The sequence below is a fragment of the Pedobacter sp. AC163 genome (genome assembly GCF_979258665.1).
The window spans coordinates 5,060,072-5,080,368 of sequence record NZ_OZ409872.1 but is presented as its reverse complement, the minus strand read 5'-3'; the positions used below and the strand labels follow the sequence as shown (position 1 = coordinate 5,080,368).

At 37.6% G+C, this 20,297-nt stretch carries 21 protein-coding genes; 8 read left to right on the top strand and 13 right to left on the bottom strand.

Annotation, left to right across the window (positions count from 1 at the left end; all coding sequences use genetic code 11):
• Positions 1-22 precede the first annotated feature (22 nt).
• The 4 genes from ACZZZK_RS22125 to ACZZZK_RS22110 all read right to left on the bottom strand — a co-directional run bounded on the left by ACZZZK_RS22125 (position 23) and on the right by ACZZZK_RS22110 (position 6,005).
• Positions 23-2,800 (bottom strand): TonB-dependent receptor, encoded by a 2,778-nt coding sequence (locus tag ACZZZK_RS22125; RefSeq protein WP_463486031.1) that lies wholly within the window; start codon positions 2,798-2,800, stop codon positions 23-25.
• 261 nt (positions 2,801-3,061) lie between these two features.
• Positions 3,062-4,666, bottom strand: coding sequence for a tetratricopeptide repeat protein (locus tag ACZZZK_RS22120; protein WP_463486030.1), 1,605 nt, complete (start codon positions 4,664-4,666; stop codon positions 3,062-3,064).
• A gap of 251 nt (positions 4,667-4,917) precedes the next feature.
• Positions 4,918-5,349, bottom strand: coding sequence for a hypothetical protein (locus ACZZZK_RS22115; RefSeq protein ID WP_463486029.1), 432 nt, complete (start codon positions 5,347-5,349; stop codon positions 4,918-4,920).
• Between the two features lie 74 nt (positions 5,350-5,423).
• Positions 5,424-6,005, bottom strand: coding sequence for a hypothetical protein (locus ACZZZK_RS22110; protein ID WP_463486028.1), 582 nt, complete (start codon positions 6,003-6,005; stop codon positions 5,424-5,426).
• A 228-nt stretch (positions 6,006-6,233) separates the two neighbouring features.
• Between ACZZZK_RS22110 and ACZZZK_RS22105 the strand changes: the two genes are divergently transcribed.
• Positions 6,234-7,208 carry a Gfo/Idh/MocA family protein gene (locus tag ACZZZK_RS22105; protein WP_463486027.1) on the top strand — a complete coding sequence of 325 codons (975 nt, stop codon included), beginning with the start codon at positions 6,234-6,236 and terminating at the stop codon, positions 7,206-7,208.
• Between the two features lie 133 nt (positions 7,209-7,341).
• Entirely contained in the window at positions 7,342-7,692 is a 351-nt protein-coding gene (locus ACZZZK_RS22100; protein WP_463486026.1) for a hypothetical protein, read from the top strand.
• Here the strand turns inward: ACZZZK_RS22100 and ACZZZK_RS22095 are convergent, their stop codons facing one another.
• Positions 7,693-8,211, bottom strand: coding sequence for a very short patch repair endonuclease (locus ACZZZK_RS22095; RefSeq protein WP_463486025.1), 519 nt, complete (start codon positions 8,209-8,211; stop codon positions 7,693-7,695). It lies immediately after the preceding gene.
• A 76-nt stretch (positions 8,212-8,287) separates the two neighbouring features.
• Here ACZZZK_RS22095 and ACZZZK_RS22090 point away from each other — a divergent pair, with 76 nt between their 5' ends.
• Both ACZZZK_RS22090 and ACZZZK_RS22085 read left to right on the top strand, forming a co-directional pair.
• Positions 8,288-8,797 (top strand): PPC domain-containing DNA-binding protein, encoded by a 510-nt coding sequence (locus ACZZZK_RS22090; RefSeq protein ID WP_463486024.1) that lies wholly within the window; start codon positions 8,288-8,290, stop codon positions 8,795-8,797.
• Positions 8,798-8,865: 68 nt separating this feature from the next.
• Positions 8,866-9,513 carry a phosphatase PAP2 family protein gene (locus ACZZZK_RS22085; RefSeq protein WP_463486023.1) on the top strand — a complete coding sequence of 216 codons (648 nt, stop codon included), beginning with the start codon at positions 8,866-8,868 and terminating at the stop codon, positions 9,511-9,513.
• Here the strand turns inward: ACZZZK_RS22085 and ACZZZK_RS22080 are convergent.
• Positions 9,510-10,118 carry a Crp/Fnr family transcriptional regulator gene (locus ACZZZK_RS22080; RefSeq protein ID WP_463486022.1) on the bottom strand — a complete coding sequence of 203 codons (609 nt, stop codon included), beginning with the start codon at positions 10,116-10,118 and terminating at the stop codon, positions 9,510-9,512. The genes ACZZZK_RS22085 and ACZZZK_RS22080 overlap by 4 nt on opposite strands.
• A 206-nt stretch (positions 10,119-10,324) precedes the next feature.
• Here ACZZZK_RS22080 and ACZZZK_RS22075 point away from each other — a divergent pair, with 206 nt between their 5' ends.
• Positions 10,325-10,987 carry an HAD family hydrolase gene (locus ACZZZK_RS22075; protein ID WP_463486312.1) on the top strand — a complete coding sequence of 221 codons (663 nt, stop codon included), beginning with the start codon at positions 10,325-10,327 and terminating at the stop codon, positions 10,985-10,987.
• Between the two features lie 48 nt (positions 10,988-11,035).
• On the opposite strand, the gene ACZZZK_RS22070 is transcribed toward ACZZZK_RS22075, so the two are convergent.
• Positions 11,036-12,211 (bottom strand): aldose epimerase family protein, encoded by a 1,176-nt coding sequence (locus ACZZZK_RS22070; protein WP_463486021.1) that lies wholly within the window; start codon positions 12,209-12,211, stop codon positions 11,036-11,038.
• Positions 12,212-12,434: 223 nt separating this feature from the next.
• Here ACZZZK_RS22070 and ACZZZK_RS22065 point away from each other — a divergent pair, with 223 nt between their 5' ends.
• Entirely contained in the window at positions 12,435-13,424 is a 990-nt protein-coding gene (locus ACZZZK_RS22065; protein ID WP_463486311.1) for an aldo/keto reductase, read from the top strand.
• 67 nt (positions 13,425-13,491) lie between these two features.
• Here the strand turns inward: ACZZZK_RS22065 and ACZZZK_RS22060 are convergent, their stop codons facing one another.
• The 6 genes from ACZZZK_RS22060 to ACZZZK_RS22035 all read right to left on the bottom strand — a co-directional run bounded on the left by ACZZZK_RS22060 (position 13,492) and on the right by ACZZZK_RS22035 (position 19,634).
• A complete protein-coding gene (locus tag ACZZZK_RS22060; RefSeq protein WP_463486020.1) occupies positions 13,492-14,421 on the bottom strand; it encodes an NADP-dependent oxidoreductase in 930 nt (309 codons plus the stop codon).
• Between the two features lie 178 nt (positions 14,422-14,599).
• Positions 14,600-15,760: a DUF3095 family protein gene (locus ACZZZK_RS22055; RefSeq protein ID WP_463486019.1), complete on the bottom strand. Its 1,161-nt coding sequence runs from the start codon at positions 15,758-15,760 to the stop codon at positions 14,600-14,602.
• A gap of 62 nt (positions 15,761-15,822) precedes the next feature.
• Entirely contained in the window at positions 15,823-16,017 is a 195-nt protein-coding gene (locus ACZZZK_RS22050) for a hypothetical protein (RefSeq protein WP_056850135.1), read from the bottom strand.
• Positions 16,018-16,402: 385 nt separating this feature from the next.
• On the bottom strand, positions 16,403-16,699 hold the full coding sequence (locus tag ACZZZK_RS22045) for a Dabb family protein (RefSeq protein ID WP_463486018.1): 297 nt from the start codon (positions 16,697-16,699) through the stop codon (positions 16,403-16,405).
• 51 nt (positions 16,700-16,750) lie between these two features.
• Entirely contained in the window at positions 16,751-19,450 is a 2,700-nt protein-coding gene (gene ligD / locus ACZZZK_RS22040) for a DNA ligase D (RefSeq protein WP_463486017.1), read from the bottom strand.
• 10 nt (positions 19,451-19,460) lie between these two features.
• The gene (locus ACZZZK_RS22035) at positions 19,461-19,634 is read right to left on the bottom strand and encodes a DUF3606 domain-containing protein (protein ID WP_157255716.1); all 174 of its coding nucleotides are present in this window, start codon (positions 19,632-19,634) and stop codon (positions 19,461-19,463) included.
• Between the two features lie 203 nt (positions 19,635-19,837).
• Here ACZZZK_RS22035 and ACZZZK_RS22030 point away from each other — a divergent pair, with 203 nt between their 5' ends.
• Both ACZZZK_RS22030 and ACZZZK_RS22025 read left to right on the top strand, forming a co-directional pair.
• Positions 19,838-20,059: a DUF3606 domain-containing protein gene (locus ACZZZK_RS22030; protein ID WP_463486016.1), complete on the top strand. Its 222-nt coding sequence runs from the start codon at positions 19,838-19,840 to the stop codon at positions 20,057-20,059.
• A gap of 9 nt (positions 20,060-20,068) precedes the next feature.
• Positions 20,069-20,269, top strand: a complete 201-nt coding sequence (locus tag ACZZZK_RS22025) for a hypothetical protein (protein ID WP_463486015.1) — start codon at positions 20,069-20,071, stop codon at positions 20,267-20,269.
• The last annotated feature ends 28 nt before the right edge of the window (positions 20,270-20,297 follow it).

Sequence of the window (20,297 nt, the reverse complement as noted above, 5' to 3'; positions counted from 1 at the left end):
TTTTTATTTTTAAAAATTTAGCTTAATTAAACTTGTATCTAAAGCCGATCAGATAATTCTGTCCGTAATAATCACTTCTCACCAAAGTGTTTCCATTCTTTACCAAATCTTCATTGATCTTGTTATTCTCAGGATTGGTTCCTTTGATAAATAGCTTCGTTGGTGTATTTAAGATATTGTTTGCCTTTACGAAAACACTAATGCCGCTTTTAAATCTTTTCTCTGCCGAAGCATCCATCTGGATGAAACCTTTTTGCCAGAGATCATTGTTTAAAAACTGAGAAACCGTGTTGATCCGCGGACCTGTGTAAGCTCCGGCAATCTGCGCATCCCAGCCTTTCTTGGTATCCTTAAATAATAAAGAAGCATTGGCAATATGTTCAGATTGACCGTATAGTGGACGTTTCTGGTCAACCGAAAGTGCCTGTATATCGCCAGTGGTTGGATTGATGGTTCTGGTTGTTTTTGGTGTGGTAATGCTTGAATGGGTATAAGTGTAATTTGCCTTTACCCCTATCTTACTGAAGTATTTGATATAATCTACCTCTGCACCATAGTTTTTAGCATCTCCAAAATTGCCAGGGGTGTAATAAATGTCCTGTCCACGAACAGCATCTGCCCGGAAAGTATATTCAATCGGATTTTTTATGCGTTTATAGAATGCGCCTACAAGCAATTGTTCAGATGCACCCGGAAAAAGTTCGTACCGCAGGTCAAAGTTATCGGCAAGCGCACGTTGTAAATCAGGGTTTCCACGTTCCTGAAATTCCTCATTTACTACTTTGCCTGGCACAATTTCGTAAAATCCAGGACGATTAAGCGCTTTGTAATAGGAAGCATGCAACTGTGCCTTATCTGTTAAGAAATATTTAGCCGTTAAGCTAGGCAACACATCTGTATAAACCTGTTTTCCTTTTGGAAAAGTCTCGCCGGCAGGAAAAAGCAGATTATAGCCTTGATTGGTGTGTTCTACCCTTGCACCTCCAGTAACTTCTAACTTAGCGGCTGTATACTTAAACATGCCATAACCTGCTGAGATTTTTTCGGCTGCATCATAAGTAAGTGGATTGGCCACCGCACCTGTTGGGTTGCTGACCACTAAATTAAGCTCGGTGTAGTTTTGATAATCAACACCGTAAACCTTACTTGCGTCGGCAGCATTTGGGGCCAAAGTGTAATTATTGAAAAAGCTACTTCTCTGTTTATCCCGGTATAAACCGCCAGCCATAACTTCTAATTTATCCGTCCCGATATCAAAACGGTAGCCCAAGTCCAGGTATCCTGCTAAATCCTCGTCGGTATTGCGTTCCCATCTGCGATTTACAGGCGAGGTATTCACCAAACTCAAACGGCGGCTCTGGAAATTTTGCTGTATGCCATTTAAACTGATACTGGTATTTTCCGGTACATCATTTTTTGCAGATGAATAAACCGCTGACCATTGCACTTTAAATTTCTCATCAAAAAATTTATGGTCGCCGTGAAGTGTACTGTTATAAATTTGTTGCTCGGTTAAACGGCTACGGGTATTGTAAACCAGTTCGGCATTTCCTGCAGTTGGATTGTAAACACCATTATAGGTTGTGGTCACTGCATCTCTAAGCTGCTGGTTTTTCAAATTAACGTACACGTTGTAAAGACTTAACTGGTGATTTCTGTTGAAAACATAATCGACTTTTCCATGTAAACCAGTGCGTTGTTGTTGTTCTGAGAATTCCCTGTAGCTTTTATTGGTGATCACTGCAAAGGCGTCCGTCCCGTTTACGGCTGTATTGTAAAAAGTGCTGTTGCTTCCGCGGTAGGTATTTTGATAACTTCCAGCCAGTACCACACCCAGTTTATTATCTAAAAATCTCTGGCTTAACGATAGGCTACCAATTAAATTAGGTGCCGGGTTTTTATATTTATAATCCAGTGTAGCCTTTGTAAAATCGTTTTGGGTAGCGTTATAATTTTTTCCGTTCAACTCATAAGGGGATTTATAGTTGATATCTGAGGAATTAAAACTGGCAAATTTTCTGTCGATAAATAGTTGGCTATAGCCAGATGAAATGTTGGCATTCAACCGAAATTTACCAGGAGCATTTTTCATCACCATATTGATACCGCCACCAATTGCATCTCCTTCTAGATTTGGGGTTAAGGTTTTGTAAATCTCCAAACGATCAAGCAAATCCGAAGGAAACAAATCAAGAGGCACATAACGGTATTTGTTATCCGGACTTGGAATCTTCACGCCATTTACCAAAGTGTAGTTATACCGCTTGTCCATCCCGCGAAGGATGGCATACTGCCCATCTCCATTACTGTTCCGTTCAATGGAAACGCCAGAAACCCGTTGCATCACATTCGCCACTGTTAAATCAGGCGAGATCTCAATTGCTCTTCCAGAAACAATATTCATAATTTGCGTTGCATTTTTCTCCAATCTGCGGGCACCCTGATCGGTAGAACTAACTACATTGGATTTGATGGTCACATCGTCAAGGGCTTTTGAATCGCTTTCCATATAGAACTTCAAATGCTCATTATCTTCTTTCTCCACCATAATTGTTTTCGTGATGGTTTGATAGGTGATGTAACTGACGCTAATTTTAGCCGAACCCGTTACCATTCCTTTAAACTCAAATGTTCCATCCAAACCGGTGTTGGTTACGCGTCTTGGGTTTTCAAGCACTACTGTGGCACCAACTATTGCTTCTCCGGTTTGCTTATCATAAACGTGCCCTTTTATTTTAGTTGCCTGAGCGGTGCCGGCACAAATAAGGAGTAAAAACAGAATTCGTAAAAGTTTATTCATTTGTTTGGTCAAGTGTTTTTTATTCTTGACGGAGCAAAGGTGTGTACACACTTCGATACCGAAAAACTTTCGGGGTTACATAAAGGCAACACCGTTAACAAGAGCGTATATAAAAAAGCAACAACATAATATAAACAACTGTTAATCAAATAGATAAAACTAACATAAAACTCCGTTATGCTTTTATTACCGTTACATTAACAAATTGTTAAGCAGAGAAAATCACCTCAAAACGAAATTTTCAGACCAATGATGTAACGATTAAAGTGCCTGTATAAATGCGGATAAATTATCGCCCTGCGCCAGATTTAGTTTTTTTCTCAACCGATATCTCGAAACTCGTAAGCTATCGGTGGAAATACCCAGTAAGCTGGCTACATCAGTCGAATCCAGATTCATTCTCAGCAAGGCAATTAAACGCATATCGGCTGAAGTAAGTTCATGGCTAAACTTCTTTAGGTTTTCCAGAAACTGATGATGAACCTGCTCAAAAGCGACCGTAAATTCCTTCCAATTTCTTTCATGATTGAAGCTTTGGTTAATTTCAGTCAAGATCTGGTTCATCTGTTTTTTCTGATCTCGCTTATCGTCTTTTACCATCGCCTGCAAGGTATTGCGAAGGTTATCGAGGAACTGATTATTTTTAATCAGGTTTAGGGTATGCGTAGATAGCTCCCTGCTTTTTACTTCCAGTTGCTGTTTTAAATTTTGCTCTTCCAGCTGAAGATTTTTAAGTTCAAGGCTGGTCAAATCGTGCTCAATTTGATTTTGCCTGGCTAGCATTTTCTGATCTTTTAATTTAAAGCGTTGCCTGCTAAAAATAACAAATCCAAGTACAACAAGTAACAGTATGACTACAGTTGCAGAAAAAGCAAGGATACGGTTGATCTTTTTATCAGCCTGCAATTGATTAATCTCATCCGATTTTTTATTGATATCATAAAGCACCTGTAAAAAAGCAACTTGTTTGGCACCATCTTCTGAATATAGGTCCAAAGTGTACTTATAGCCTAACTGAATATAGTGGTAAGCGCTGTCCATTTGGTTTAACAGCTCATATGCTTTGCCCATATCCCTGCAGCAAGAAGCCAGCTGATAAGCATTCCGCAACTTGCCGGCCAGTTGCATCGCCAACCTGGTTTCCACAATACTTTCCTTATATCGGCCTGTTTTGCGCAGGATATCTCCTAAGTTGTTAATCACTTCAATACTGCCCAATTCATTTCGATCCTGCTGATACAAACTGAGCGACTTTTTAAAGTGGCTACCAGCCAGATCATATTTTTCCAGGTCTTCATAAATGCTACCCAGATTTTCGTAAATCTTCGCAGCTCCGCTGATGTCATTTGTCTTTTCAATGATTTTCAGTGCCAGTTTCTGGTAAATAAATGCGCTATCAAAGTTCTTGCGCTTTTCATAAAGCTGGCCAATATGGCCATATACGGTTGCCTGACCTTTAGCATAACGCTGCTTTCTATAAATATTCAGCGCCAAGGTGTAATTCTTCATGGCTTTTTCTGGCTGCTTAAGATAATAATACAAAATACCCATATCACTCAGGTTATCTGCAAGTGATAAAGGTTTATTATTGGTATTGAAGATTTTCTCTGCTTTTAAAAAGAAGTCCAGTGCTTGCCGAAAATGCCCTTGTCGATAACATATGCTGCCCATTTGTTGTAAGCACTCTCCTTCCAAGATTACATCATGCTGCTCGATGGATTCAGCATATCTCTTTTTGAGTTCTGTAAGCGATTCAATTGGTTTTTGAGGAATGGTATCTCGGATGCTGTCGAATGCTACATCTTGCCCAAAAGCACTCAGCGTAAAACAGAGTAACAGGAGGCAGGTAGCAAAATAAATTTTCATGCTGATTGATTTTTCGACAAAGAACGATCAGCTGTGTTAAATTAAGATTAATAAGGAAAAGAAAATATGGTTGAATGGAGCGATATTCGCAGTGAATATTGGAATCTGGTATCCAATCTACGAAATATTGTTTTTGCCTGAGATAGATAGTTTACAATTGATGGAATCGCCGTAGAATTAGTTTTTTTAATGATTTACTGGCGCACTGCAGTTTAGTATTGCAGCAGCCAATAAATCATCATGTGCTTTTACTAATTTCGTCGTGCCTGCGCAACGATGTCTTGTGCTATTTTAGTTCCATATTGCTCAAACTTCACTTTATCTTCAGCATTCATTTTGATTTTTAAAGCCGCTATTTTCTCTTTCCATGGTGCAAATTTCTCAGCCATTTCTTTCCCTATCTGTTTCATTTTAGCTTGATCTCCATTAGCCAGCTTTGCTTTCTGCTGTGCTTCTTTCATGCCCTCTTTGAAATAAGTAAACCATTCTTGTGCTTCCTTCTGAATTTCAGGTGAAGAAAATGTTGGCATGCCTTTCATCGCTTCATCTACATCTACTTTATTCGCCTCCAGTTCGGTGTTCGGGTTTTTCGGAGCGTTCTCTGGAGCTTTTTTATCATTATTACAAGCGCTTAATGCAACTACAGTGGCGAGCGAAAGAAAAATTTTGTTTACTGTTTTCATAATAAATAATCGATTAAAAGTTAGTATTTATGTTGACGAGTTGTGTGTGCTCAAGCTAAATCTGAGGCTAAAATCTACTTCTTTGAATTAAACTTCTCGTATTTCGCAATGCATTGTTCCTGATAGTCGAAATTAATGGCGTCGCCGAACGTCTCTAAATAAGTTTTCGGATAGGTAATTTCAGAATTTATCAATGTTGTTAATGTTTTACCTTTTACCTCTCTTCTAATTACTCCAACATATTTGTTGGTTAACAAATTGATGCTAGACTCAAAAAGCCCTTCGTTGGGATGATCTCTACCGAGCACATCATCCGTTCTACGCATTTGCACCAGTTGCATTTTTTTAGCCGTTTTGCTGTATGAAAAAACGCTGATGAAACCTGAACGGTCATAGTTGTTCCAAAATTCAAATCCATTTCTGGTAGCCACCAAGGTATTACCAAAATTTAGGTAGTCAATAGGTTTGCTGATTACTATTTTATATTTCTGAGTGGATAACCGCAAAACCAATGCTTTCCGGTCACCATCAATACGGATAGTGTCCTTCTTTAAGTCACCATCAAAATCCTTCACAATTTTCCGGGTGCTTTGCGCAAAAACGGTCAATGTTAAAAACGTCAACAAAAACAAAAGAGCGTATTTGAGTTTTTTCATTAGCTACATAGATCTTGACTAAAGATGGAGATTATTATTTTCCATTTACTGAATGATTGGTATTTGACGTGTTTGGTTTATCATTCGCTGGATATGGTATAATATTCGCGTCCAACTTTCTTCTTCGAGTGAACGAACCATACTCATGATTGATTTCCCTTTTAAAATGATCTACATACATCAATTGACCTTAAATCCTTATCTTCATCCCAAATCATTCTTTACAATATGAAACACGTTAAATGGGGCATTATTGGTTGTGGCGATGTGACAGAAGTAAAAAGCGGACCTGCTTTTAATAAAGTTCCGAACTCATTGCTGGTTGCGGTAATGCGAAGAGATGCCTTAAAGGCTGCAGATTATGCCAGGCGTCATGGTGTAGCCAAATGGTACGACAATGCAGCGGATTTAATTAACGACCCCGAAGTAGATGCGGTATATATTGCTACTCCCCCACTTCAACATGAGGAATACACCATTCAGGCGCTTGCAGCTGGAAAACCTGTTTATGTAGAAAAACCAATGGCTATAAATGCGGAGGCCGCTAAAAGAATGGCTGCCGCTGCTGATCAATATGGCGTAAAATTAACCGTAGCACATTACCGTAGAGAACAGCCGCTCTTCTTAAAAATTAGATCTTTGTTAGCAGAGCATTCCATCGGTGATATCCGCTTTGTTAATTTGAAAATGCTACAACCTAAAAATAACGATTTAATTGCAAAGGCAGAAGACAATTGGCGCCTGAATCCTGCTGTTGCAGGAGGTGGATTATTCCACGATTTAGCGCCGCACCAACTCGACTTAATGCTTTACTATTTTGGCAACACCAAAAGTTTTCATGGCGTTTCAGTTAACCAGTCTGGAGAAGAAAACGTAGATGATTTGGTTACCGGGCATATTTTATTTGAAAACGACATTGTATTTACTGGCGTTTGGTGTTTTACGGTTGCCAACGGAGCGAACGAAGATATCTGCGAAATTTATGGATCAAAAGGAAAGATAAGCTTCCCAATGTTTGGGCATGAGATAAATTTGACCATCAACGAAAAAACAGAAACACTGAAATTCGAAGCGCTTCAACATGTAGAGCAACCCATGATCGAAAAAGTCGTGTCCTATTTTCTCGATCAAGCAGAAAACCCATGCAGTGCCCAAGAAGCCATCAAAACCATGGAACTATTAGACGGATTTACATCGAAATAAAGATGAACCATCGTCGTATCGATAGTATATCGCGGTATTTACACAAACACATTGTTTTATAAGCTGCCGATATTTAACTTTGTGCTACCAAACAGCTGCTAAAAGCTTGTTGCCACCCAATCATCCATCTATTATGAAAAAGTTATCTCTTATTTTGTTCATCTGCATAACTGCTTACAAAGCAAAAAGCCAAACCTTAATTTTAGCTAAAGATGCAGCACAATATGTGGGTAAAAGTGTAAGCGTGTGTGATTCTGTGTACGGAACAAAAGCATTGGAAAAGTTAAGCTTGATAAATCTTGGCGGTGCTTACCCTAAAGAGCTGTTAACTGTTGTTGTTAATAAAGAAGACCAAGCCAAATTTACTTCTGAACCGGCTTCGATGTTTATGGGCAACAATATCTGTGTAACGGGTGTGGTTACCGAATTTAAGGGCAAGTATCAAATCGTTGTTACTGAACCCAAGCAAATTGTTGTGAAGTAATTAATCACTGATAATTGGGATGACACCCATTTTTGCAGCTTCAATAAATAAGGCGATTTGATTAACGCAAAGCGATAACTTTTCTTTAACCTCATGCTCCCAAAAGCGCATCACCGTATAACCTTTTGCGGTTAGCAGTTCGTTTACTTCTTGATCCCGTTGTATATTTCGTTCGATTTTTGGAATCCAAAACCCTTTATTGGTTTTAATTACAGCTTTTCTATTCTCCCAATCGAAGCCATGCCAAAAATCACCATCAACAAAAATGGCCAATCGATATTTATTAATCACTATATCAGGCTTACCAGGAAAACTTTTGGGATGAATGCGAAAGCGAATGTGTTTTGCCCAAAGCGCTTTACGTAAAAACAATTCGGGCAGGCTGTTTTTCGCACCAATTTTCGCCATGTTTTTGCTTCTGCCCGGCGTGGTGTAAAAACCTGCACTTTCTTCAAAGCGAGGAACTTTTATCGCTCCTTTATTGTTGTATGGCTTCCTATCCATAACTAATAAACTCATTTTTATAGGGTATTGTTTACTACAGCCGCTGCAAACAATCTCTTTACAGCATGTGTTTCTAATAAAATTCAGTTCCATGAAAAAGTTTATCTATTCATTCTTATCACTTATACTTGCAATAAGTACAAGCACTTTCGCTCAAGAACCGCAACAGGATAGTACAAAACGATATGTCAAAACGCCTGCAGGATTTTTTATGGTGTTGCGCCAGGGTGATGATGTATTGGCGCAATTGGAAAATTTTGCCCTCAGAGAAAACATCCCAAGTGCAAGTTATTCGGGAATGGGTTTCGTAAATGCGAAATTTGGTTTCTTCAACTTCAAAACGAAGGAATATGAGCCTAAAGAATTTGAGAGTGTAGAATTGGCAAGCATGAGTGGCTCCATAGCCTGGCAAAATGGTAAACCTTCACTACATACTCATGGAACGGTAACTGGAAAAGATTTTAAAGCCTATGGCGGGCATTTGCTTTCTGCCACAGTAGGAACCGGATCGGTAGAAATAACTATCACTGTACACCAACAGAAATTAGAAAGAGTAAAAGAAGAACCCCTGGGTGCTAATGTTTTAAACCTGGGTAATTAACTTTTTGCATAAAAAGTGTTTGGCAATCATTGGAAAATGATAGTTTTGAAACATTCAACCAATCTTAAATGCAATTAAAACGTAATACAGGCCTTGTCATCTTATTTCTATTGATTCTGGCTTTCACCATTTTAAGTATTTTTATTGATCATAACCCCATATTGCCATTTGATACCCGGGCTTCTTTATTTATCCAGCAATACCAAGCAGATTGGCTGGATAAAGTAATGCTCGCTATCAGTTTTTTTGGCGAATTGCCGTGGTCGTTGATATCTGTTCTGGTGGTTGCGGCTATTTTTTATTGGCAAAAATATAAACGTGAAGGCTTGTATATTGCCTCTATTTTAGTATCGGGATTGATTATCCTGGCGATCAAAAACCTGATCAACCGCCCACGGCCTACTGCATTCTATGTTCGTTTAGTGGAGGTAAATAGGTTTCAAAGTTACCCGAGTGGGCATGTGCTATCTTACGTACTGTTTTTTGGCTTTCTGATTTTTTTGATGGACCGTATGACTACTATTCCAAAAGCTACCCGGAACGTTGTCACTTATCTTTCTGCATTTCTGATGATCTTTATTGCACCCTCAAGGATATATTTAGGTGCACACTGGTTTACAGATACATTAGGTGGATTTTTACTAGGATTAATATGCCTGTTCCCATTGTGCTACTTCTATCTTAAAAAGGAAAACACAAGTATAAACTCAAATTAGGCAGCTGATTCCAATTTTTCCTTTTTCCTTATCCTACTTAATGTTTCTATTCGCATTCCTAAATAGGTAGCTAAAAATTTAACTGGTACGCGGTTTTTCAGTTTCGGATTACCGAGCCTAAACTTATTGTATCTTACTTCTGCAGACGGTATTCTGCACAAAATAGAGCGCTCTTGCGACATGTTAAAATGAAGCGCAAGAAGTTTTCTTGCCAAAATATTCATTTCGGGATATTTCTTGTAAAGTGCATCGATAAAAGAATATTCTAGAACTAATAATTCAGAATTTTCTAGTGCTTGAAACTGTTCCTCATAAACAGAATGAGCCACTCCAGGATTACGAACGTGGCCTACTATGTTATTTTCATCAGTTATTACAGTAGTAATATCTTTTCCATTATCTAAAATAAATCCTCTAACAATACCTTTTAGGACAATAAAAATGCATTCCTCACCAGTATTATTTATACTCGGAATCAGCTCATTTTTTTTGACAATAATTTGAAAGGTTTTTTTTCGAGCCAATGCAATTACCTTCTTACTAAGGGGATGAAGGCTATTTAAAAATGCAATCAAGCGCTCGCCGTCATCTTTAATGTGGCTCATAAAAACAAAATTTAAGGTTAGGGTTAATTCTACTGCAATGTATTATTTGTAAGTAGATTTTCCAAACAAAATATGATGGCTTAAACTATTTTTAAGTAGATATTCTTGAAGATGAACATTTTGGAAAATTTTAATTCTTCCGTCAAAATCCAATGATTAAATTAATTTAACGCATTCCTTAAAATTTCTGATAATTTTGCGGCATGATGAATCAAAAACCAAAGGCTTTTCTTTTCGACTTAAATGGCACTATGATAAATGACATGGAATTTCATAACCATGCATGGCATTCCATCCTAACAAAAGATTTGGGAGCGAGTATTACTTTCGAGGCTGTTAAGAAAGAGATGTATGGCAAAAATCAAGATCTTTTGGAGCGGGTTTTTGGGGTTGGTCACTTTTCGCAAGAACAAATCGACCAAATATCAATCGAAAAAGAACACCGTTATCAAGCCGCATACAAAAAACATTTAACATTGATTTCTGGCTTAGATCAGTTTTTAGAAAAGGCAAAAGAATCAGGAATATTGATGGCCATTGGCTCGGCAGCAATACCCTTTAACATTAATTTTGTGTTGGATAATTTGAATGTTCGATCGTATTTCTCAGCCATTGTGAGTGCAGAAGATGTTGAAAATAGCAAACCAGATCCAGAAACGTTTAGCAAATGCGCTGCGCTTTTAGGCATCGCTGCTGAAGAATGTGTAGTTTTTGAAGATGCACCAAAAGGTGTAGAAGCTGCACAAAATGCAGGAATGAGTTGTGTGGTTTTGACCACAATGCATACCGCCGATGAATTTTCGGCATACAACAACATCATCGCGTATATGGAAGATTATAACGATCCTGCTTTGCAGGATTTATTTTAAACAAAAAGAACTGCTTAATCGCAGTTCTTTTTGTTTGGTCTAATCAGATTAATTTGAAAATTTATAAATAGAACTCGTTTTGTAAACTTGCCCAGGTTTTAATACCGTTGAGGGAAAGCCCGGCTGATTTGGAGAATCAGGAAAATGTTGCGTTTCCATACAAAAGGCGGTTCTGAAATCGTCTTTACTTCCTCCTTTAAATTTATTTTTGCTTTGCATAAAATTGCCACTGTAAAATTGTAACCCAGGTTCTTGCGTGTAAACATCCATTACAATTCCAGATTTATCTCCTTTTACACTTGCAGCCTGGAACATATTCATAGCCTTTGTTTTGTTGAGTACATAATTGTGGTCATATCCTTTGCCAAAAGTTAACTGCTCATTATTATCCTTAATTCTTGCACCAATGTTAGTGGCCGTAGTAAAATCAAATGGAGTGTTTTTAACTTTTTCAATCTTCCCGGTCGGAATTAGTGTAGAATCAACAGGTGTATATTCATCGGCAAATATCTTAACCTCATGATTTAAAATATCACCACTCCCCTCACCATTTAAATTAAAAAATGCATGATTCGTTAAATTTAATACGGTAGTTTTATCAGTACTAGCCTGATAGTCCATCTTCAGTTCATTATCATCCGTTAAGGTATAAGTTACCGTTACTTTTAGGTTTCCAGGGAAATTTTCCTCACCATCTTTTGATAAATAATCGAACTGAATGGTGTGTTCGTTAATTTGCTTAGCGTCCCAAACTACATCCTGATAACCCTTTTTACCGCCATGCAAAGTGTTTTGCCCGTTGTTCGTAAATAATTGATATTGTTTCCCATCCAAAGTAAATTTCCCTTTGGCTATTCTATTGCCAAATCGACCGATAGTGGCACCAAAATAGGGTTCGGTGGAGTTTTGATAGTCCGAAACACTCTTAAATCCTACTACTACGTCGACCGTCTTTTTATCCTTATCAGGCATCAATAAACTCACTAGCCGCCCGCCATAATTGGTAAAAATGGCTTCCGCTTGGTTTTTATTTTTTAAGGTATAAAGGCCAGTCTTTTTGCCGTCAATTTCTTTTTGAAAAGAATCTGCAACTAATTTTACAATCGTTATTGAATCAGTAGTTTGTGTATTTTCTTTGCTGGATTTTCCGCTTTCAGACTGGCAGGAAGCTAATGCTAGTATAGCAAGAAAACACAGACCTGTAAAAGATTTTAGTTTCATCATTTATTAATATTGGGTTAGATAATGGGCTAATAGAAGCTTATTAATATTTCTTTTATTACAAATAAAACGATTTACATCTATATATTGTGATCGTTTTTTGTATCTATTGTGATATAGAAAGAAGAAACATAATTCCCCTTTTAATGAAACCTTGTTTGTTTGCGAAACTTAATTATAAATTAAACTTAGATTCTGTTTATTATTGCCAATAACTTCAAAAATGATGAACAATATTGTATCAGATAATCGCTACGACAAAATGTTATATAATCGTTGCGGTAATAGCGGATTGAAACTGCCGGCAATTTCCTTAGGGTTATGGCACAATTTCGGGCATGTTAATGTTTTCGAAAACAGCAAAGAACTTATTTACACCGCTTTCAACAATGGCATTACACATTTTGACCTTGCGAACAATTACGGACCGCCGCCGGGATCAGCTGAAGAGGTTTTTGGTAAAATTCTTCATCAACACCTTAAAGGTTATCGCGATGAAATGGTAATCTCGAGTAAAGCCGGTTATCATATGTGGAATGGCCCTTATGGTGAATGGGGATCGAAAAAATACCTGGTTTCCAGCCTGGATCAAAGTTTAAAAAGAATGAAACTTGATTATGTTGATATTTTTTATCACCATCGCCCAGATCCTGAAACACCATTGCAGGAAACTATGGACGCTTTAACTCTGATGGTAAAACAAGGGAAGGCCTTATATGTGGGCATCTCCAACTATAGTGCAGAAGAAGCTGCTGCTGCAATTAAAATCTTAAAAGAAAACGGAACGCCTTGTCTCATTCATCAGCCGAAATATTCCATGTTTGAGCGCCGGGTAGAAAATGGTCTATTGGATGTATTGGAGGAAAATGGTGTAGGCTGTATTCCTTTTTCACCGCTAGCACAAGGTTTATTAACCGATAAATATTTGCACGGTATTCCAGCCGATTCAAGGGTGGCCACAAGTGGGATTTTCTTAAAAGAAACCAATATTACTCCAGAAAAACTAGCAGTAGTTACTCAATTGAATGAGTTGGCAAAATCTCGTGGTCAGAAACTTTCGCACATGGCGCTTTCATGGATCTTAAAAGATAAGCGGATTACCAGTGTTTTGATTGGCGCCAGCAAACCAGAACAAATAACAGATTCAATTAGAGCTTTGGATAACACTACATTCAGCGATGAAGAGATTAAATTAATTGATGAGATTTTGAAATAACTTCAACGAAAAAGCACCAAATGAATTGAATCAATTTGGTGCTTTTTTATGTTTTAGGTTTTTTATTTTAAATCACCTGCAAAACTATTTTACCTCTAGTATGCCCATTTTCGCTTTCGATATGTGCTTTTCTAGCATCTGTTAGCGTATAAATGGTTTCTACAATTGGCTTCACTTTTCCATTATCTATCATGTCACCAATCTCCTTCAATTGATTGGCCTTAGATTGCGCAGTAAAACCAATGAGGTGAACTTTCTTTGCCTTGGCTTCAGCTACATATTCGGGCGCCAAAACAGTAATTAATCTGCCACCTTCTTTCAAAACATCGAGAGATTTCAGTTGCGTTTCTCCGCCAATCGTATCGAAAACAAGATCGATATCGCTTAACACTTTTTCAAATTCGTCCATGTTATAATCGATCACCTCATCGGCGCCCAAACGTTTTAAAAAATCGATATTATAATCAGAGGATGTCCCAATTATGTACGCCCCTATCGCTTTAGCAAATTGAACCCCATAGGTTCCAACACCGCCAGCAGCTGCATGGATTAAAACTTTTTGCCCTTCTTTTAATAAACCGTGATCAAACAGACCTTGCCAGGCAGTTAAACCAGCCAGTGGAACTGCTGCTGCCTCGGTGTGGCCAATACTTAAGGGCTTTACGCAAATGGTATTGGCTTTGACAACAGCATATTCTGCGTAGGTTCCATTTTTTGTTAAATCCGGCCGACCATAAACCTCATCTCCTTTTCTAAATGTTCCCACTTTTTCGCCTAATTCTTCTACTACTCCAGAAAAATCCCAGCCAATGGTTAGTGGAAAGGTTGAAGGAAATTTTTCTTTCCTTAAACCGGCCCTGATTTTCCAGTCAACTGGATTAACACTTGTAGCATGAATTTTAACTAGTACTTCGTCTTTACCTGGCTTTGGTATTTCAACATCATCAATAGATAAAACTTCCGGACCACCAAATTCATGGATTCTAATCGCTTTCATAGGTTGCTATTTAATATGAATTATTTGATTGCAATTCTGCAGGTTTTAAACTGCTGTAACATCAGGCAAAAAAACTAATACGATTTCAGCCCTTATAATTCTAACAACCAATTACAAAAAATTGTGTTCGATAATTTTTCTTTATCGTTTGGAAAGATCCTTTTTATCAAGGCAAAGATTATTGCATATCTTTAATTTTCGCCTTCAAAACTGCTGCAGCCTTGGTGTAACCACCTTCCGCACCATCAACAAAATGGATATGGTCATCTTCTAAATCGCGTACGTAGCATGACATTACCGATTCGCCGCTAACATAGATTCCGTATAAAATTTCGCCATTTTTTTCCAGGGGGTCTAATGCCTTTTCAAGCTTGGTCCGTTGCAGCTTAGTACCTGTAATTACTGTATTTAACCTTCCATCGATCACTAACGTATCCGACATTTCGACCATTTGATTTAAATACTTTTTGCCGCTTTCTGTTCGAAAATAAATGTATCCATATGCGTTGATGAACCAGGTTTTAATAAGTTCGAAAAACTTTATTTTACCCAGCCGATGCCGCATTTCTCTACCCAGATTGTTGAAACTTGTTCTAAAAATCAGTTTAGGAATAGAAATGGGTTGGCGCTTTTCCGGAGTACCATAAATGATATCCAGCTGTCTTATCACATGGCTTAATACTTCCGCTTGCCGATTAAGGTTTTGTGCAACGGCGATCAAAGTAACTACCTCCTCACTATTTTCGGGTGGTTGAATTTTGTCCCAGCGACATTGCATCCCACTCAAATCCAATTCTTCATCGAAAGCATCATCTTTGGCAAATAAGTAGTTTTCTCCTTTGATAATTTTTTCTGCATAATCCAATCCGTTTCCCAGAATGATGGGAATGGAGAAAACTTTAGAGATACTGTATCGGCTAATATTTAATAGATGGCCTAATTCGTATATTTCTTTAACCGGAACGATCCCCGCACGAAGATCTAAATTGAAATTTTGCAAGGTATTTCTTCTGTAAACCTGCAAGGCGCTCATCGCTTTATCTACAATAAGTGCAGGAACAATAAAAGTTGCGCCATCTCCACCAAAGAAAAATGGTATGGCAATATTTGCCTTAAAAGCGATATTGAGCACAGTAACAATGCTTCCGGTTGCAATAAGGTTTACATTTTCGTGCAAGCCCGCATTAACTGCTTGTGTAGAACTTTTAATATCAGTAATGATAATGTGCCAGTCAATTGGAACTTCTTTAAATAAATCTTTTCTCAACAGAAGTTGATGCAGAGGCGTTTTGTGAATTTGAAGATTGGAATAAAAATGATCCTGATCGGTTGTTATCATAAAAACCAATATAGTGAGATAATTTACGAAACTGATGCAAAAGCATTTGAATATTTTACAGTTTACACAATCATCAAAATAGTATGTTGTTTGTGAAGATAAAAATAGTAGTGAAACTGCTTATTACAACTAATCTTTTCTATCTCTATAACCTTTCCGCTATGACCAAATTCATCAGCAATAAGATCACCTATCTTAATATTTTCAAGCTGCAAAATGTTTATTGAAGCTCGTTTTAGGAGTTTTAATTTATCCATGATTGCCCTTTTCAATATTTACGTTGAGCGAAGTAATATGGATTTGTGGAATTAAAGTTTACCTATTATTGAGTAGGGTTAATTTTACAAAGATTGATATTTATGTAAAAAAACTTGTCGTGATTATAACTTCGGGGGATAAGCAGCTGAAAATGAAGTTGGCTTAAAATTGCTGTAAGTAAAATTCAATTTTTGAGTTCAAAAAGATAAAATGATATCGGAAAAAACGTCCTTCCCGCGAAAGCGGGAATCTTAATGCATCATGAAAAATGAAAAATTCTTTTTAATGCATTAGTATGCCCAGTCAAGCTGGGCATGACGGAATTGCGAATTAAATGTCAAAGTAAATACTGAATTGGAAATTGCAATCCAACTTTCTTAAATCTTAATGTGCGTCGTAAATGATCACTTTATCGAAGAAGATTTTGAACTCATCTAGAAACGCTTTATGCAACGGGTGAACCTGGTAAACATCATGTGCGGCTAAATCTTCGAAAAACAAAATCAAACTGAATGTATAAGTAGTATCTACAACAGCCCTTTCGATAGGTGCAGGCGTACCTACGTGGAAGTTTTTAACCACTTCAATATTCTCTAATGTTTGTAGGCTTTTACGGAATGCAGTTTTCTGTTCTTCGGTGGTATCGGCTTTAAGCCAAAATAAAACGTGGTGGGATATCATTATTTTCTATTTTTTTCCCAAATATAATAAATTGCAGAATGATCATTAAACTTAGCCAAAAACACTTTTAGCCTTGCTAATGGCTTTCTTTAAATCAATTCCTTTTCCTAACACGCCTTTAAAAAGATCGCCTTCTACTTTTAACCGATCTATTGCATTAAAAATATTAAAATCCTGCATCTTTAATCCTGGCTTAACCTCATCCCAATGCAAAGGCATAGAAACGGTTGCCCCAACTTTTGGTCGGAGGGAATATGGCCCCGCAATGGTAGCTCCTGGCCTGTTTTGTAAAAAATCTAAGTACATTTTACCTTTTCTTGCCGAGATCATGCGCTCTAAAGAAGTATATTCCGGTATTTGATCATGCACCAGGTTAACAATAATTTTAGCAAACATCTGACTCTGATCGTAACTGTACTTAGCGTTTAGCGGAATGTAAATATGCATACCCGTTGAGCCTGAGGTTTTGCAAAAACTCGGCACTTCTATCGCATCCAATACCTTTTTAGTTTCTAATGCAGCTTCAACCACCTGATCAAAAGAATGCTTATCCGGGTCAAGATCAATTACGCAATAATCTGGATTGTCCGGGCTTTGAACGCGGCTAAACCATGGATTCATTTCAATGCAGCCTAAACTGGCCATCCAAAGCAAGGAAGCATCATCAGTGCCCACCAGATATTCTTTCTTCTCTCCTTCGCCGTTTTCATAAGGAAAAGTTTTTGCCCAATCGGGTGCTTTTCCCTTAACATCTTTTTGGTAGAAACTTTTGCCATGAATACCCCCTGGGAAACGATTTAGCGACTGTGGCCGATCTTTCAAGTATGGAAGAATATATTCGGCGACCTGGTAATAATAATTAAACATGTCCCTTTTCGTCACCTTATCTTCGGGCCAGTAAATTTTACTTAAGTTGGTAAATTTAAGCTCGTGCCCTTTAATCTTCCGCACTTGTGTTTCATCTTTCGGATTAAGCAGCGTTTTTTTATCTTTTCCTTTTGGTGGATTGATGGCTTCCGAATGTGTTTCTTTTTGATCTGATGCTTGATCTATGATCGCTTCAGTAGGAACTTCTGTTTCCCTAACCACATCCGCCGCTTTTTTATCTTCACGCATGCCTTGAAAAGAAGGGTGACGAAAAACACCATCATCCGTAATTTCGGTAAATGCCACTTCGCAAACAAGTTCTGGTTTTAGCCAGGTAGCTTTTGCTTTTGGAGGATTTGGACGAAACCTTGATGGTTTGTTTACATCAGGCAATTCATCAAAAGGGCTTTTATCAATAATTAGTTTGTCGAACTGCTTCACCAACTCCTTTTGCAGTTTATCCGAAAAACCTGTCCCAACTTTACCTACATATTGAAGCTTTTTATTTTCATAAACGCCAAGGAGCAAAGAACTAAAAGACTTAGAGGTGTCTTCATTTTTGGTGTAGCCTGCAATAATTACTTCCTGGCGCTTATGCACTTTAATTTTCAACCAATCTTTTGATCGGCGATCGGCCACATAAGTACTTTCAATTTTCTTTGCAATGATACCTTCCAAACCCATTTTCTCGGCTGCAGCGAAAAAATCTATTCCGCTGGCCTTAAAAACCTTACCAAGGCGAACCCGATCATCGTCTGTTGGAAAAACTTCGTTCAAAATAGCCTGCCTTTGATAAAGTGGTAACTCCATTAAGTTTTTACCCTCATACCAAAGCAAGTCGAATACGTAAAATACAAGCTCCCCGTCAGCCTCGCTTCTCCAATTTTGTAATGATCCGAAGTTCGAAATTCCTTTTTCGTTCAATACTAAAATCTCACCATCCAAAACGGCATTGATGCTCCATTCCTGAAGCAAATCGTATATTGGGTAAAATTTTTCGTTGAACGATTTGTTATTTCGGGAAAGAAGATTCACCTGCTTTTTATTGATAAAAGCCAAAGCACGATAACCATCCCATTTTACTTCGTATTGCCAGTCCTCATCATCAAAAGGTTCATCAACCAGTGTAGCCAGCATGGGCTTTATATCTTTGGGGATTGCTGTTTTTGGTGCCTTTTTTAAGATTTCCTTCGGATCTAGCGTTACAGTTTCACCGACTTCTTTAGTCTCCTTTTTTTTAGATTTTACAGGTTTTTTTTTCTCAGGCTTTAGTGTCTGTTCCTTCCCATCTTTCCAAACCTTTTCAGAAGATTTTTCCATTCCTTCAATGGTTTTACCAGACAAAACCGATTTGTCTTGTTTTGTAATGTCTTTGGTTGAAGCAAAATCGTCTTTATGTTTAATCAATAACCAACCGTTTTCTCCCATTCCGTGGGTTTTAACCAAGGCAAATTCACCCTTCAACTTTTCGCCGTTCAATTTTATTTTAACCGAACCAGACTCCAATTGCTTGAGTAAATGTTTCTCTTGTGCTTTTTTGCCTTTGATATCTTCGATTGGCTCGTAGGTTCCTTCATCCCAAACAATTACTGTTCCGCCCCCATATTCTCCCTGTGGAATAATACCCTCGAAATTTCTATAATCAAAGGGATGATCTTCAACCATCATCGCCAATCGTTTATTTTTTGGATCTGTTGAAGGACCTTTTGGAACTGCCCAACTCTTTAATACACCATCCATTTCTAACCTAAAATCATAGTGTAAACGAGATGCATCGTGTTTTTGAATCACAAACATCAATTTGGTTTTACTCTTACTCCTACCCGATTTCGGTTCGGTTGTTTTTGAGAAATCTCGTTTAGCTACATACTTTTCCAGGCTCATAATTATTATTTTACTTTTTCAAAAAATTTTCAACGGCAGTAACTGATGTGCCAACCGTTTCCACTGCGGCTTTGAGTTTATCTTTGCTCACTGCAAATTTGTTAGACCAATAATCTAGCTCATAACCTTCGTTGATGTTGATTCTACTGCGATCAGCACCACCTGTTTTAGTTTTATCATCCATAATAATTTTGATTAGATAACAATTAAACAGTGCTTTAAACCAAAAAGTTTTAAACGCATATAGCCGGCTTTCTATCTCAATTAGACATTTATATCATCTAAAAAACATAAATAATCACTTCTCAAATAAAAAATTCATTTCTCAAAACTAAAGCGACAGAGATAGTGTTTTCAATGTATTATCACTAACCAATTTATAAACCTATGATATACCAAAACATTTCGACAACAGCGAGGAAAGAAGTGGTTGAAATTGCCGATGAGCAAGATCGTAACTACTGGGCAACAAGACTAGGCGTAAGCAGCGAGAAATTAAAGTCTGCCGTTAAAGCGGTACAAAGCATGGAATTTTCTAAAATAAAGGATTATTTAAGCTTAGAAAAAATTAAATCTGCTAGCACTTATCAACGTTTCGTTAACCATTAAAATTTTGAAATGGATAACAAATTTGAAGCTAGAAAACATCAGGTTGATCCTAATGCCCTAATAACAGATTGTGCTCATTTGATTGATTTACCCCCTCAAGCCAGCGTTTTCTCTAAGAAAATTACTGATAATGCTGTTCGAAACCCAAAAGCAACAATTAAAATATTAACTGTTTTTAATCCTAAAAACGGTTTATCAAATTTACTTTAAATGCTAAGCAGGTTCCTTAAAACCTGCT